The organism is uncultured Devosia sp. (assembly GCF_964244875.1).
Classification (GTDB): Bacteria; Pseudomonadota; Alphaproteobacteria; order Rhizobiales; family Devosiaceae; genus Devosia.
The window spans coordinates 333,239-348,954 of sequence record NZ_CAXTKA010000002.1 but is presented as its reverse complement, the minus strand read 5'-3'; the positions used below and the strand labels follow the sequence as shown (position 1 = coordinate 348,954).

Annotated in this window: 13 protein-coding genes; 1 reads left to right on the top strand and 12 read right to left on the bottom strand. The window is 63.8% G+C overall.

The features are described 5' to 3' along the window. The 5 genes from ACFE8X_RS04140 to ACFE8X_RS04120 form a co-directional block, all read right to left on the bottom strand. The gene (locus tag ACFE8X_RS04140; RefSeq protein ID WP_375450187.1) at positions 1-1,272 is read right to left on the bottom strand and encodes an O-antigen ligase family protein; all 1,272 of its coding nucleotides are present in this window, start codon (positions 1,270-1,272) and stop codon (positions 1-3) included. Continuing rightward, entirely contained in the window at positions 1,269-2,504 is a 1,236-nt protein-coding gene (locus ACFE8X_RS04135) for a glycosyltransferase family 2 protein (protein WP_375450186.1), read from the bottom strand. The genes ACFE8X_RS04140 and ACFE8X_RS04135 overlap by 4 nt, the downstream gene beginning before the upstream one ends. A 93-nt stretch (positions 2,505-2,597) precedes the next feature. Further along, the gene (locus tag ACFE8X_RS04130) at positions 2,598-2,963 is read right to left on the bottom strand and encodes a hypothetical protein (RefSeq protein ID WP_375450185.1); all 366 of its coding nucleotides are present in this window, start codon (positions 2,961-2,963) and stop codon (positions 2,598-2,600) included. 31 nt (positions 2,964-2,994) lie between these two features. Beyond that, positions 2,995-3,792, bottom strand: a complete 798-nt coding sequence (locus ACFE8X_RS04125; RefSeq protein WP_375450184.1) for a sugar transferase — start codon at positions 3,790-3,792, stop codon at positions 2,995-2,997. 316 nt (positions 3,793-4,108) lie between these two features. Then, complete coding sequence (locus ACFE8X_RS04120) at positions 4,109-4,297, bottom strand: hypothetical protein (RefSeq protein WP_375450183.1); 189 nt, start codon at positions 4,295-4,297, stop codon at positions 4,109-4,111. 583 nt (positions 4,298-4,880) lie between these two features. On the opposite strand from ACFE8X_RS04120, the gene galU reads away from it, so the two are divergent. Further along, complete coding sequence (gene galU / locus ACFE8X_RS04115) at positions 4,881-5,786, top strand: UTP--glucose-1-phosphate uridylyltransferase GalU (RefSeq protein WP_375450182.1); 906 nt, start codon at positions 4,881-4,883, stop codon at positions 5,784-5,786. A 65-nt stretch (positions 5,787-5,851) separates the two neighbouring features. Here the strand turns inward: galU and ACFE8X_RS04110 are convergent, their stop codons facing one another. The 7 genes from ACFE8X_RS04110 to ACFE8X_RS04080 all read right to left on the bottom strand — a co-directional run bounded on the left by ACFE8X_RS04110 (position 5,852) and on the right by ACFE8X_RS04080 (position 15,619). Continuing rightward, positions 5,852-8,143 carry an AAA family ATPase gene (locus ACFE8X_RS04110; RefSeq protein ID WP_375450181.1) on the bottom strand — a complete coding sequence of 764 codons (2,292 nt, stop codon included), beginning with the start codon at positions 8,141-8,143 and terminating at the stop codon, positions 5,852-5,854. Positions 8,144-8,185: 42 nt separating this feature from the next. Beyond that, entirely contained in the window at positions 8,186-9,091 is a 906-nt protein-coding gene (locus ACFE8X_RS04105) for a glycosyltransferase (protein ID WP_375450180.1), read from the bottom strand. A 2-nt stretch (positions 9,092-9,093) separates the two neighbouring features. Further along, on the bottom strand, positions 9,094-10,125 hold the full coding sequence (locus ACFE8X_RS04100) for a glycosyltransferase family 2 protein (RefSeq protein WP_375450179.1): 1,032 nt from the start codon (positions 10,123-10,125) through the stop codon (positions 9,094-9,096). Beyond that, entirely contained in the window at positions 10,122-11,273 is a 1,152-nt protein-coding gene (locus ACFE8X_RS04095) for a glycosyl transferase family 1 (RefSeq protein WP_375450178.1), read from the bottom strand. The genes ACFE8X_RS04100 and ACFE8X_RS04095 overlap by 4 nt, the downstream gene beginning before the upstream one ends. A 512-nt stretch (positions 11,274-11,785) precedes the next feature. After that, entirely contained in the window at positions 11,786-12,790 is a 1,005-nt protein-coding gene (cydB, locus tag ACFE8X_RS04090) for a cytochrome d ubiquinol oxidase subunit II (protein WP_375450177.1), read from the bottom strand. Continuing rightward, positions 12,780-14,192 (bottom strand): cytochrome ubiquinol oxidase subunit I, encoded by a 1,413-nt coding sequence (locus tag ACFE8X_RS04085; protein WP_375450176.1) that lies wholly within the window; start codon positions 14,190-14,192, stop codon positions 12,780-12,782. Before ACFE8X_RS04085 ends, cydB begins: the two co-directional genes overlap by 11 nt. Positions 14,193-14,365: 173 nt before the next feature. Beyond that, the gene (locus tag ACFE8X_RS04080; protein ID WP_375450175.1) at positions 14,366-15,619 is read right to left on the bottom strand and encodes a D-amino acid dehydrogenase; all 1,254 of its coding nucleotides are present in this window, start codon (positions 15,617-15,619) and stop codon (positions 14,366-14,368) included. Between the last annotated feature and the right edge of the window lie 97 nt (positions 15,620-15,716).

Below are 15,716 nucleotides of genomic sequence, written 5' to 3'. Positions count from 1 at the left end.
TCAAGCTCCCATTGCGTGTGTGGCCGGCCGCACCGGTGCCCCGCGCGGGACGGCGGCCTTGCCGCGGCGCAGGGCGCGCAGGCCCTGGGCGGCATAGATGAAGGTGCAGATCGTCAGGATCGAGCGCACGCTGAACTCGAAGAACACCTCCACCTCGATGAAGCTGCGCAGGATCACCAGCACCTGCATCGCCAACAGGAACGCGTTGTGGGCATTGGGTCGCGCCAGCGCGTAGATAGCCATCAGCACGGCGCCGCCATAAATGATGGCAAGCTGAAGCACCAGCCCCACCAGCCCGATTTCCACGGCATTGGAAATATAGGTGTTGTGAAAATTGAACCCGGCGCCCGAGGGCACACCGAACATGGCCCAGAGCTGTTCGGCCGGCGCAAAGCCCGGCACCCAGAAAGCGCGATAACCCACCCCCTGCAACGGCCGCTCGGCGATGAAGGAAAAGCCCGTGGCCCACAGATCGGTGCGCCCGGTCAGCGTCGGGTCCTTGCCCGAACCCTCCAGGATATCGGCCAGGAGCACCTGCCCGTCGGCAGCGATGAACAGCGCCAGCACGGCCAGCACCATCACGACGCAGACGGCGAGGAACACCTTTTGCAAAGGGGTCAGCCGGTTGGTCAGCATGACCAGCCCGATGATGATGACGCAGGGCACCACCATCATGATGGCCCCCGCCGATTGCGCCAGAACCAGCAATGGCCAGACGATCACCGCACCGCCCAGGGCCCCAAGTCGCAGCAGCAGCGGGGAGCGCCGGTCCACCAGCACCGCGACGCTGGCCAGCGCAAACACCGCCAGATGGGCGCCAAAAGCATTCTTGCTGCCGAAAATGCCCAGCCATGCCGCTCCTGAGGGCAAATAGCCGAACAGCAGGCTTGCCGCTACGCCAATGCCATAGACTACGAACAGCGCGCGCAGCAGGGTCGGCGGCGCCACCCGCCCGGCGATGACCACGCTGATCGCCATGGTCAGCATCAACTGGGCCGAGTAGCGCAGCGTATTGTCCGGATATTGCGACCACAGGGTGGACAGCATGCAATAGCCCGGCAGCAGCAGCACGAACCACCACCGCGTCAGCATGAAGGCGGTGTGCTCGATATTGCTGACGAGCAGCGCCGCTCCGAAGACCAGGAACAGCAAGGCCGAGAGCGAACCAAACATGCTGTTGAGCACCAGCGCCGACAGCGCCAGGACCGTCAGGATGGCGCCGATGTCGATATGCAGGCGCGGCACGCCGGCCGTGCGGCGAAGGGCGCTCATGGTGTGGCCCCCTCAGGGTGGAGCGCAGCACCGGCAGGGCTGCGCGTCGCCTGTGCCATCGGCATGAAACCGGCCGCATAGCGCCCGGCCGCGTCATCGCATTGCACGCTCACCATGGCGCCACCACCCAGATTGGCCAGGGCCGCCCAGATCGCGCGCGGGGGCAAATCGGCCCAGTCCGTTGCCTGGGGGTCGATATAAGGGGGTACATGGTGGGCCGGATCGAGGCCCTCGCCGAGCCGTAAAACCGCCGGCACGTCGCCTTGGTCGGCGTGGGAAACTGCCGAGCGATTGCGCTGCCGATCCCGCAGCGAGGCCCACAGCCGCGCAGCGAACCACGGCCGGCCGGCAAGGAGCTTGAGAACCGGCCCGATCCGGCGCCGCTTGATGGCCTCGACCAGCCCCTCATAGTCCCGGCTGCGCCGCAGCCTGGCCAGGCGCAGCTCGAGCGCCGCCTGCAGCGGGGCCGGAAAGGGGCCTTCCCGCGCCATCAGGCGCTGCTGATTGTCGATCATCGATCCAAGGTCGCGCCCCGACAGGCGATGGGAAATCGAGGCGCCGTGGCGGCGATACAAATACCAGGGCTGGGGGATGACCTGCAGTCTGGCGCCGGCCAGCAACAGGCGCAGCACCAGGTCGTAGTCCTCCGCGATGCGCAGGCTTTCGTCATAGCGCAAGGCGCCGAGCGAGGCTGCCTTGATCATGGGCTTGAGATAGCCCAGCGGCGCCGTATCGGGGCTGATGCCGGCCAGGACCCAATCGGACGGCGCCACGCCAAACGGCTGCCGCTGGCGCTCGCCCAGCAAGAACCCGACCGGCGCGCCATCCTCGTGAAAATGCAGCAGATCGTCGGCCACGGCATCGGCGTCAAAGTGCGCCGCCGCCGCCAGCAGACGCTCGAAGCGTTCGGGATGGATGATGTCGTCGGCATCGACAATCGCGATCCACTGGCCGCGCGCCATGTCCAGCGCGCGATTGCGGGCTCGCGCGGGCCCGCCATTGCACTCGGCCTCGATCAGCCGGATACGGGTGTCGCTGGCCATGGCTCGTCGCACCAGCGCCGCGCTGTCATCGCCCGACGCGTCGTCCGACACGATGATTTCCAGATCGTCCACGCTCTGGCCTTGCACGGAGTCCAGCGCGCGCACGAGCCTGGGCCCGGCTCGGTAACTGGCCATCACCACCGAAATCAGCGGGCTGGATGGATCGCGCGTGGGTCGTGTCGCAAGCATGGCTTGGCTACCCATTGGTTTGGCTGAAGGATTGCCGTCCCGCGGCTATCGCCCGCAGGGGCAATTCGATGATCGGTGCGAGCCGGCCAGAGCTCAAGCCGGCTCGCTGTTCAGCGCCGCATCCACACCCGACAGCATGGCGTTCAATTGGTCGATATGGGCCGAAATCTGCCTGATGCGCGCCCTGGCGGTTGCCGCATTTTTCTCGGCATCCCCGATAGCATCCTCGTCCTGGTCCGATCGCTGGCCGAACTCGGCTGAATTGTCCAAAAGGCTGGTGGCCTGGGCGTAATAGACGTCCACGCGCTGCTGCAACCCCCGGCGCTCGCGCGTGGCACTCTCGATCGCCGCTTCCACCGAGCGGCGCACCGTCATGAAGCGGTCCATGTCGGTGCCGCTGTCGCGCGCCGAATTGCGGGTGCGAAACATCTTCGTGCCGAGCGATAGGATGGAGGCCATGTTTCAATCTCCTGGCGCCGCGTCGCCGCGATCAGCGGCTGCCCGTGCGCCACAAAACGACTTTGACCGTCCTGACCAGGATCATCATATCGCCGAAAAATGTCCATTCCCTAACGTACTGCGCATCCAGCTGGACGCGCTGTTCGTAGCCGACATCGCTGCGCCCGCTCACCTGCCACAGGCCGGTTATGCCCGGCCGCGTGCTGGCATAGGCGGCGATCTCGCTGTCGTAGCGCACCACCTCGTCCTGCACGATCGGGCGGGGACCGACCAGGCTCATATCGCCGCGAATGACGTTGATCAGCTGCGGTAGCTCGTCCAGGCTCGTGGCGCGCAGGAAGCGGCCGAGCCGGGTGATGCGCGGATCGCAACGCAGTTTCTGGCTGGCTTCCCATTCGAGCTTGGCCAGCGGAAACATGTCCAGGTGCCGCTCCAACGCTTCCCGGGAATTGACGACCATCGAGCGGAATTTGAGGCAGTGGAAGCGCTTGCCACGATGCCCGATGCGCTCATGGCCAAAAAAGATCGGCCCCTTATCAGTCGAAAACATGATCACGACGATGAAAAACATGGCCGGCAAGGCGAAAAACAGCATCGTCGAGGCCAGAACCACGTCGAATACTCGCTTTGACCTGCCGCCTTTGGGAACACGAATCTCCGAGGAGGACCCTGATACATCCAGATCAGCATTGATGACCGACATTTTCTTCACCCGCATTGAAGAGACGATATTGGCTGTGTAGCAGTGATCGAGTATTCGGCCTTGAATTCTCGAACTCTTGTTTGTATTTCTTGGCTCAAAAGTAATACAACCGTTTTCTACAGTCACGAGCGGGGCAAACCCATCAGCAGGATATGCCGGATGACGCCAGTTACATGGCGCCGATATCTGGAATTTATTGGCCGGTTTTAGAGTCCCAGCAAACAAATTAACCTAAATCACTCAAACGCAGGGGAACATGAATGGGATTTAGTGGCAACACTTTGAGCGCATGGCAGTCATGCGACCCCTGTGCCTCAAAAAGGGCACAGAGTCGAAAAGCCTGTGCTGCGGCGGGACTGCCCGGTCCATCATTACTATGTTGGTCAGGTCATCAGGCGGCAAGAACTGTACATCGACAGCAAGTTCGCCAGCAATTTGCGGCTCAAACGGAAAACAGCAAGACGATTCCATTCCACAGCAGGTAAATACCCACCCAACCCAAGGCAATCACGGTCAGCGCCACAAGGCCTTGCGGCCAGCGCGACCAGATATCCTTGCGGGTTTCGGGGGCGGCAGCGTGCAGACCGGCATCGTTGGCGATCGTCTCGTCGTCACGCCCGTCCTGCTGCATTCGATCCTCCGCCCCAATTCTCGTCACCGTCGCGATCGAGGAATTACTGCAAGCTTCCTTATCCGGTCTTAAGGCCAGAGCAAACGGCTCTGTAAAAGCCGAAACTTCATATCGCACAGTTAATGCCGTCCAGCACCAGTTGATGCGATCTTTCGATCGTCTTGACTCTGCTCAGGTTGGACGAGCACCGCCTTTGGCATCGACACCTGCGGTCTGCAGGCAGTGATATCGCCTGACGAGCAAAACTTCAACGGGCGTGGCTTCAACTCTTATTGTCGCCGGCTGCTGCAAAAGGCGCGAAATGACCGCTTTGATAACAGCCAATATCTAGGGGGCGAGCAATGGCCGATATAGAAAGTGCCTGAGCTGTATTGTTTATAGTACGTCTGAGGCCAAAAATACGTTTGCGTTACTGGTAGATGATCCGGTCCGATTTGTGTCAATTTCTTGACGACGCCAGGCCGATACATCTACCCGCTCGCCGCATTATAGCTATGCGTGTGATTTTGGCCTTTGCGATGGACTTCCACCGGCTGCCATGGTGCCTTTTCCGGGCACATTATTATTAGCCAAGGAGTCGATCATGGTCAAACGCGTCAGAACCGCGGTATTTCCAGTAGCGGGCTTGGGCACGCGATTTTTGCCGGCGACCAAGGCTTTGCCCAAGGAGATGTTGACGGTGGTCGATCGGCCATTGATCCAGTATGCCGTCGATGAGGCGCGCGAGGCCGGCATCGAGCACTTCGTGTTCGTCACCGGCCGCAACAAGGGCGTCATCGAGGATCATTTCGATCGCCAGTTCGAGCTGGAAACCACCCTCGAGATGCGCGGCAAGACCCAGGCGCTCGATGCCTTGCGCCATGACCTGCCCTCGGCGGGTCGTACGTCGTTCACCCGCCAGCAGGAACCGCTGGGCCTGGGCCATGCGGTCTGGTGCGCCCGCGACATCGTGGGCGACCAGCCCTTTGCGCTGCTGCTGCCCGACATGCTGTTCAAGGGCGTGCCCGGCGTGCTCAAGCAGATGATGGAAGCCTATGAGGAAACCGGCGGCAATGTCATCGCCGTCGAGGAAGTGCCGCCCTCCGAAGTCTCCTCCTATGGCATTATCGCCCGCGGCGAGGGCCCCGATACCGGCTTTGCCATTACCGACATGGTGGAAAAGCCCAGGCGCGAGGATGCGCCCTCCAACCTGATGATTTCGGGGCGCTACATCCTGCAGCCGGAAATCTTTGCCCTGCTGGCCGACCAGCCCAAGGGCGCCGGCGGGGAAATCCAGATCACCGACGCCATGCAGACCCTGATGCGCTCGCAGCCCTTCAGCGGGGTCAAATACCAGGGCACCTCGTTCGATTGCGGCTCCAAGATCGGCTTTCTCACCGCCAACGTCGCCTATGCCCTGGATCGCGACGATATCCGCGAAGGGTTCCTGGCCGCGATGAACAAGCTCGATCTGGGACTGCCCGGCACGTTGCGCACCGCCGCCGAATAAACCGCTGCCGCAACGAAAAAAGCGCCACCGTCGGGTGGCGCTTTTTTCAGTGTCCGGTGGATGGCTCAGGCGTCGCTGGTTTTTGCCACCTGATAATATTGGTCATACGTGCCTACGAAGCGCTCGACCCCGCCCGGATCGCTGTAGCGGCCCAGCTTGTCGAAATCGACCTTGTTGAGCACCACGCCGATGATGTCCTGGGACAATTGCGGTTCGCTCTCGATCAGCCCGCGCACCAGCCGCCGCGGCGTCCGGCCCCATTCGGTGACCAGGATGAACCCATCCGTCCAGGGCTGGATCGACATCGCATCGACCACCGGGCCGATCGGTGGCAGGTCGATGACCACGTAGTCGAATTCCCGCCGCGCCTCTTCCAGCAACTTCTGCATGATCGCGGAGGCCAGGAAATCATTGGAGGTCGAGGCATTGGGCGATGACAGCGCGGGGATGATCACCAGTCCCGTTTCCGCATCGGTTCGGGTGATATCGCGCCAGGGCGTGCCCAGCGACATGTCGCGCAGCCCCAATGTGGCATCGGGCGTCACCAGCCGGCTGGCGGCAGGCTGGCGCAGATCGGCGTCGATCAGCAGTACCTTGCTGCCGCTGGCGGCCAGCATTTCGGCAAACGCCACTGCATAGGTGGTCTTGCCTTCCCCCGGCAGCACCGAAACCACGCCCACCGTCACCCCGCGTCCGGCATGACGCCGGTTGCGCAACATGATCCTGCCGCTCTTGAGCGTTTCGAGGAACGCCGTGGTGGGCGAACTCGAGCTGCGCTCGACCACCTGATCCTTGATGAAGCGATGCGTTCGCGCCGCCTGTGCCGGGCTGCGCGCGCCGCCGCCCGTGCGCAGCTTGGGCAAGTAGCCCAGGAACCGCAGGCCCAATTCATTGCTGATCTGGCTGCCGATGCGGAAGGAGCGCTCGCGCAATTCGTTGATGGCGCCCACAATCAGGCCCAGGAACAGGCCCATGATCAGCGCCCCTGCCATGACCAGCATGACGCGCGGACCCGAAGGCTCGTGCGGCAGCGCCGCCTCGCTGATGACGCGCACCGAGGGGATGGGGAAGGATTGCCGCTGGATCGATTCCTCGTAGCGCGACAGGAACGAGTTGTAGAGCAGCTTGAGCGCGGCCGAGCGCTGCTGCAATTCGCTCAAGCGCACTTGCGCCTGATTGGATTCGGCGGCCGTCACGCCTTCCTTCTCGATATCGCCGCGCAGCCCGTCCTCCTGGCGCTGCGCAATGGTGAGCTGGTTGCGGTACTGCTCGTCCAGCCCCTGCAACTGGGTAAAAATCTGCCCGGTCAGGGCCTGTTTCTGCGCGTTGAGTACGGCGATCTGGGGATGATCGGTGCCGAACGAGGCGGTAATTTCGCTGATGCGGCGCACGATCGAGGCATATTGGGTGCGGATGGTGGCCACTTCGGTCGCATCGATCCCAGGGCCTGACAGCAAGGCCACGCTGTTGGCGGCGCTTTCGGGACCGGCCGCGATGACATTGGTCAATTGCGCCGACAGCGCCCTGACGCGCGCGGTCTCGGCCTGCGCCAGCACCAATTGGTCGGTCAGCGCCTGCAGCCGCTGGGTGGACAACACTTCGTCCTGGCCCACCGACAGCCCGCTTTCACGGCGGAACTGCTCGACGGCCAGCGTCGCCTGGCGCTGGCTTTCGCCCAATTCGGCCAGCCGCTGCTGCAGCCAGTCGGTCGCCTGGCGGGTGGCTTCCAGGTCGGCATTGAGCTGGTCCTGCACGAAGGCGACCGAATAGGCCTTGGCAATCCGGTTGGCCAGTTCGGGCGAAAACGATTCAAAACCCAGCCGTATGACCGAACTGCGACCGACCCGGTCGACCTGGATATCGGCGCGCAGCGCGCCCGCCGCCTGGTCCAGGCTGGCTTCCGGCGCCGCGGCATCCGGCGCGACGGGGCCGCGAAATGGCGCCAGCAGCCCCATGAACATGGCCTTGACGCGTGCACTCGCCGAACGGGGCGGATTGAGGAATTCCCGATCGGTCATCAGGTTTTCGCTCTGGGCGACCACCTGGGCGATGCGGCTGGACTTGAGAACCTCGATCTGGTTGAGGATCTCTGCCTCCAGATCCATGGCGCTGGTGGGCAGGGCCACGTCGCTGACCACTTCCTTGAGGTTCTTGTCGATCAGGATCTGGCTGGCCGACACATAGGTACGCGGCGCGATCGAAATATACAGAACGCCCAGGCACAGCCCGATGGCGACGCACAGGATCAGCACCCGCGACTGCCGCCGCAAGATGCCCCAGACCCGGTCCAGGTCGATGAATTTGAGGTCTGAGGCCTGTGGCCCCGGCCCGTCCGGGAACGTCCCTCTTTCAAGCATGGGTCTGTTTCCCTGTTTGCAAAATAGTGTCGGTCATCGGTGTCACGAAGGCTTGCCCTCGCCATAATGCACGGCCTGCCGCGCGCCGAGAATGCCGGCCACGACGCCCATATGCAGCACCGCGCGCAGGAGGTTCCTGCGCCACGCAACCGGCGAAAATGCGGTCGCCGCGGTCATGGCGATGCAATAGCTCGCCTTTGCCGCAGCGATGCCCCCCGCCGCAATGGCGGACGAGCCGGCGCGCTTGAGGCGCATGCCATGGGTCTGGCCGGCGCGCAGGCGGCGATTGACCAGCCAGCGCATGGCCGCGCGGCTTTCGGGCACCGGCTCATAAACCAGGGCATCGGGCGATTGCACGATCACCCCGCCCAGATCGCCCAGGCGGTAAAAGAAATCGGTATCTTCCCCGCCCGATTTGCCCAGCGCCAGACCGAACCGCAAGGCGTTCAGCGGCGCCGCCCAACGCACCAGCACGTTGCAGGTATAGCCGGTGCGGATGGCGCCCCCGACGATCACCGGCGCGGTGGAATGAAAATCGCCTGCCACCAGCCAATCGGGCGAACTTGGCGCATAGATTGCCTTGACCGGCCCCAGCACCGCATCGGCCCCGCTGTCCTGCGCCGTCTGGAGCAATTGGCGCAGCCAGACTGGCGACACCACCTCGTCGTCGTCGATGAAGGCCAGGTATTCGGCGTGCACGGCATCCAGGCACGCATTGCGCGCGATCGAGATATTGGCAGCCGGACTGTGCAGATAGCTGATGGGGAACGGAAAATCCTGCGCGATCTGTTCGACGAGGCTCTGCGCCGAGGGCGTGGCGTCATTGTCCGAAACGATTACCCGAACCGCGATGGCCTCGATGTCCAGTTGCGCGACCGAGCGCAGCGTTTCGGCCAGGTAGGGCCGGCGAAAGGTGCAGATGCAGATATCGACGCTGGCTGGCTTCATGCTCACACCCCCGCCTTGCGCGGACCGGTCACGTTACGCGCAAGGTGCAGCCAGAACCCCGACGACCAAGCCAGGTGCATGATCATGGCAGCGACGCCGACCAGCGGTGCGCGGCTGACCGGCAAGCCATAATCCTGCACATGCCTGCCTGTGGCCACCAGGCCCAGCGCCAGGCACGCGACGCACCATGCCACCAGCGGCACGAGAGCGCTCCAATGCACGAACGACAAGGCCGCCAGCACCACCGCCGGAAGGATCGCCAGCGGCACCAATTGGCGGATGCGAGGCACCATGCGATGCTTGAGGACGTTGCGGGCGCGACCGCCCCCATAGCCGAAATATTGCTTGAACAATCCAGACGGGGTCGAGCGCGGATAATAGGTCATCACCGTCGCATTGGTCAGCCAGATGCGGTAGCCCGCCTGGGTGAAGCGGTAATCCATCTCCGCGTCTTCGTTGTGACGAAAGCTTTCGTCATAGCCCCCGATGGCGCGATAGGCGGGAATGGACATCAAGGCATGATGGCCGTGATCGACCATGCGCCCGCCCGTGCCGTTGCGGTGCGCCGACCCGCCGGTGCCCACCAGCGAATTCTGTGCCGTCGCCACCGCCCGCTGGAAAGTGTTCTCCCCCACGGTCAGCATCGGCACCACGACGCAATCGGCCCCGATCTCCCGGGCCTCGCGCACCAGGGCGCGGCAGTAATCGGGTGGATATTTGCCATGCGCGTCGATGCGGATGACGTAGTCGGCGCCGTCGCCGAACTGCTCCACCGCCAGGTTCATCGCCGCGCTCTGGATGCGCTTGGGATTGTGGATCAGGGTGATCCGCTCGTGCTCGGCGGCATAGCGGCCGGCAATGTCCTGCGTCCCGTCCGTACTGCCCCCGTCGATCACCACGATCGAGCCATCCATCGCTTCGGCTTCCACCAGCAGATGCTCGAGCAGCAGGGCAATGTGGCGCGCCTCGTTCAAGGTCGGCACCGCGATGAGGCACCTGGCCCCGCCTGGCGCAGTCGCCGCGCTGGATATCATGCCGCCTCCGTCAGGGTCAGATCAGTGCCACGCAGCTTGCCGAGGCGATCCACGAACAGCCGGCAATCGGCCTCGTCATAGGTGAAATGGCCGATATCGGCGGCCGCCACGGCGCCAGCCAGCGCCGCCATCTGCGCCCCGCTCAAGCCTGTCAGCTGGGCTTCCAGCGTTGCCGGCGCGATATCGGGCAAAACCACGCCGATGCCGTGCCGCTGCAGGAACGCAGCCGTTTCGGTGCCCGCGAGCGCGATCGGGATGGCGCCGTGCAGGCAGCCCTCGTAAATGCGGTTGGGCAGCAGCCATTGCGAATTCTGGCCCTCTTCGAAAAAGTCGATGGCCCAGGCGAAATGCACCTCCGAATAGATGGCCGCCAGATCGTCCGGGTTGCGATAGGGTCCCGCAAAGCGCAGATGCGTCTGGGCCTCCACGAAGCCATGGAAATTGGCGAACTCGCCTAGCGCCGGACGGCCGCGCAGCACGACTTCGACCCGCCCCTCCGTGGCACGCGCCAGTTGCGCCAGCGCCGCAAGCGACTTGCTGCAGCGCAGGGCACCGAACCAGCCGATTCGGAGCGGCCCGGACGGCGGCGCGTCGGCCAGCATGGATGGATTGATGCCGCGCCCACCGGCGTCGCGAAAGACCTTGTTTTCCATCACCACCGAGGGCGGGGCGCCGTGGACATCGAAATAATTGCGCAAAAAGGCCGGCGAACTGGTGACCAGCAGCGCGGCCTTGCGCGTCAGCCTTTGTTCGGCCCCCCGCATCGCCCGCCCGATCAGATCGCCCCGCAACAGCAGGCGATGGATATCGAGGCATTCGTAAACGATGGGCGGCCGTGCCGGCCAGAACGCCTGCAGCCGGCTCGCCAGCGACAGCATTTCCAGATTGCGCGCGATGATCACGTCGGGCACCGGCAGCGACCCGACCCTTTGGGTGATCGCGCCCCGCGCCCGCCAGACCGTCAACAGCCGTTGCGCGAAGCGGGCGTCAAAGGTCTGTCCCAACTCGATGGCATCGCCCGACGCCACCCCGTCGCCGCGCCGGAACCCCGCCACCACGACCTCGGCGCCGCCCATGCGCATCATCGCCATGCGTCGATCGACGGCGCTGTCGCTCAGATTGGGCACCAGATAGAGCACCTTGACCAATGTTGCTTCTCCTGTCCCGAGGGTCCAGTCGCCTCAACTTGTGGCGATTTCCTTGCTGGTGCCCGCAAACGCCTCGCGAGCAGCGCGGCCACCCCGGGGATGGCTCGAAATGTCGGCGGATCGAGCTGCGGCCGCCGGGCCGGATGCATCGCGATTTCGTGAGCGCACGTTCGGGGGAGTAGGGCCCGGCCCGCCCGATGGGTCAATGCGAGTGTCCGGACAACTGGCTTGCGGCCAGCGCATGTCTTGCCCAGGCACGATAAGGTATTGATCGGTATGGCTGTATTTTCGAAGAACACGGGACCATGCCGCGATCGGTTAACGCAAAATTAAGGTTTTTCGCCAGGCGCCAACGCCAAATTGCGGCGAGATTGCGCGCGTGCGGCCCGCCGGGCCGCGAGTCTAGTGTCCCAGCATCAGCTTGATGACGAGCCCGACCAGCGTAACCGCCGCTACGCCGGCCAGCCACAGGCCGGCGAACCAGAACAGGCGAAAAGCGAGCCGTTCCGCCATCAGTGATACCCGTCGTCCGGGCTGATCTTGCCGCGGAACACCCAATAGGAATAGGCGGTATAGATCAGGATGGTCGGCACCAGCACCGCGGCGCCCACCAGGAGGAAGGCCAGCGAACTGTCCGGCGCCGCGGCCTGCTCGAAAGTCAGGGCCCCAGGAATGATGTGGGGATAAAAGCTGATGCCGATGCCGGCAAAGCTCAGCACGAACAGCCCCAATGCCGCCAGGAACGGCTGCAAATGCTTGTCGGTGGTCAATCCGTGCCACAGCCCGAAGCTGCAACCGGCCAGCAGGAGCGGCACGATGGCCGAAAAGACGGCGGTGGGAAAGCCGAACCAGCGCTCGAAATAGATCGGGTTCAGCAGCGCGGTCCACAGGCTGACCACCCCGATCAGCACCACGGTCAGCGCCCCCGCCACCATGGCGATGCGGCGGGCGCGCGCCTGCAGCGGTCCATGGGTCTTGAGGTTGAGCCAGGTGGCGCCCAACAGCGCATAGCCGATCACCACCGCGACCCCGGTCAACAGGCTGAACGGGGTCAGCCAGTCCCACCAGCCCCCGCCATAGGCGCGGCCATTGACCTTGATGCCCTGCACCAAAGCGCCAAGCGCAATGCCCTGGGTAAATCCCGCAACCGTCGAGCCGGCGGCAAAGCCCCAATCCCAAAAACCGATCCAGCGCCCGGTGCGCCAGCGGAATTCGAACGCCACGCCGCGAAACACCAGCCCCAGCAGCATCAGGATGATGGGCATGTAGAGCGCCGGAAAGATGATGGCATAGGCCAGCGGGAACACCGCAAGCAGGCCCCCGCCACCCAGCACCAGCCAGGTTTCGTTGCCGTCCCAGACCGGGGCGACCGAATTGGTCATGATGTCGCGCTCGCCGCGTTCGGAAAACAGCGGGAACAGGATGCCGACGCCCAGATCGAAACCATCGAGCACCACATAGGTCAGCACCACGAAGGCGATGAGGGCGGCCCAGACGAAGGGAAGGTCAATGGCCATTTCCAGCTCCCAGCGGCGTATCCTGATGCGGACCCGGCGTGAGGCCCGCGGCCTTGACCGGCCCTTCGTCCAGGCCGTCATCCCCATCCTGCAAAGGCCGGCGCATCAATTGCAGCAGATAAAGGACACCCGCACCAAAGACGAGGAAGTAGACGACGATGAAGGCGATCAGCGAGGCCCCCACCGCCGGGGCCGAAACCGGCGAGATGCTGTCGGCCGTGCGCATCAGGCCATAAACGGTATAGGGCTGGCGGCCGACCTCGGTGGTGTACCATCCCGCCAGCACCGCGATGAACCCGGACGGCCCCATCACCCAGACGGCCCGGTGCAGCCAGGTCCACTCGTAGAGCTTGCCCCGCACCCGGGCCAGCACCGACCAGGCGCCGATCAAAAGCATCAGCATGCCCAGCCCCACCATGATGCGGAAGGTGAAGAACGGGATCAGCGCTTTGGGCCGATCCTGCTTGTCCCATGCATTGAGCCCCTTGACCTCGCCGTCCAGCTCATGGGTCAGCAGCAGCGAGCCCAGCTTGGGAATTTCGATGGCGAACCGGGTCTCGCCGGCCTCGTCGTCGGGAATGCCGAACAGGATCAACGGTGCGCCCTTCTGGGTTTCGTAATGGCCCTCCATCGCGGCGATCTTGGCCGGCTGGTAATGCAGCGTATTGAGCCCGTGCATGTCGCCCACGAAAATCTGGATGGGCGTGACGATCGCGGCCATCCACATCGCCATGGAAAAGATGATCCGCGCCGGGTGATTGCCATTGTTCTTGAGCAGGTGCCAGGCCGCCACCCCGCCGACGGCAAACGCCGTGGTCAGGTAGGAGGCCAGCACCGTATGCACCAGCCGGTACGGGAAGGATGGGTTGAAGATGATCGCCCACCAGTCCAGCGGAATGAACTGGCCGGCGGCATTGGTGCCGTGTCCCTGCGGGGTCTGCATCCAGCTGTTGACTGAAATGATCCAGGTGGCCGAAATCAATGTGCCCAGGGCCACCATGCAGGTGGCAAAGAAATGCAGGCCCGGCCCGACGCGCTTGCGCCCGAACAGCATGATCCCCAGAAAACCCGCCTCCAGGAAGAACGCGGTCAAAACTTCGTAGCCCATCAACGGGCCGACCACCGGGCCTGCCTTGTCGGAAAACACCGACCAATTGGTGCCGAACTGGTAGCTCATGACGATGCCGGTCACCACGCCCATGCCGAAGACGATGGCGAAGATGGTTTTCCAATAGTCGAAGAGGCGCAGATAGGCGTCGTCCTTCTTGATCAGCCACAGCCCCTCCAGCGTCGCGAGGAAACTTGCCAATCCAATGGTGAAGGAGGGAAAGATGAAGTGGAACGACATGGTGAAGGCGAACTGGAAACGCGCCAGACCTTCGGCAGTAAACCCCAGGAACATGGATTGCCTCGCTGCTCGCCCTTACCGGGCTCGATATCGTCAAGTTAAACCTGCGAGGGGAACAATACCATGGCGCGAGCGGCTCAATCGCCGCGGCTAAACGCCTATACCAGTGCTGCGATACGCCGCAGCTATAGTGCCGAGCACTTGGCGACGCGGCAAATTATGCCCGCTTATCGATAGCGTTCGGGACCGAGATCGCTGACATCGATATCGGCGGGCTTGCCGGAGACCATGTCGGCGATCACCCGGCCCGAGCCGCAGGCCATGGTCCAGCCCAGCGTACCATGGCCGCTGTTGATCAAGAGATTGGACAGCTTGCTGGCCCCGATGATCGGGGTGCTGTCGGGCGTCATCGGCCGCATGCCGGTCCAGAAGCTGGCCTGGGCCGTGTCGCCCGCGCCGGGAAACAGCTCGTTGACGCAATAGGCCAGCGTTTCGCGGCGCCTGGGCGACAGGTCGCTGTTATAGCCCGACAGTTCGGCCATGCCGCCGACCCGGATGCGGTCGCCCAGCCGGGTGATGGCGATCTTGTAGCTTTCGTCGAGCACGGTCGAGACCGGCGCGGTATTGCCGTTCTTGATCGGGGCCGTGATCGAATAGCCCTTGACCGGGTAGATCGGCAGATCGATGCCGATCGCGCGCGCCAGGAGCGGCGAGTAGCTGCCCATGGCCAGCACATACCGATCGCCTCTGATCGCTCCGGCACTGGTCTGGACATTGGTGACGACGCCGCCATCGACTTCGATTGCGTTGATCGTCACCCCATAACGGAAGACGACGCCCAGCGCGCTCGCGAGCGCCGCAAGCCTGGTGGTAAAGATGTGGCAATCCCCGGTTTCGTCTCCCGGCAGGCGCAATCCGCCGGCTAAGGGGGCGGACGATGCGCCAAGCCCGGGTTCGGCAGCGATGCAGCCGGCGCGATCCAGCACCTCGTAGGCCACCCCATATTCGGCCAGCACCTTGATGTCCTTGCCGGCGCCATCGACCTGGTGCTGGGTGCGGAACAATTGCAGCGTGCCGGCCATGCGCTCGTCGTAGCTGATGCCGGTTTCGGCGCGCAGCGCTTTGAGGACGTCGCGCGAATATTCGGCCACCCGCACCATGCGCGCCTTGTTGAGGGCGTAGCGGCTCGCGGTGCAGTTGGCGAGCATCTGCAGGACCCAGCGCGCCATATAGGGGTCGGCTACCGCTTTGACGATTAGGGGCGGGTGCTTCATCAACAGCCATTTGACCGCCTTGCGCGGAATGCCCGGCGCGGCCCACGGCGAGGCATAGCCGGGCGACACTTCCCCGGCATTGGCAAAGCTGGTTTCCAGCGCCACGGCGGGCTGGCGCTCGATGACCTCGACCTGATGGCCGGCCATGGCCAGGTAATAGGCGGTGGTGACCCCGATGACCCCGCCGCCCAGGACGATGACTTTCATGACGCGACGCTCTCCGGTTCAGCCTCCAAGCAATAGTGCCGCTCTGCCCAAGGCAGTGCAATCGCCGAAATGCCGCGCCGCTTGACCCGGGCAACCG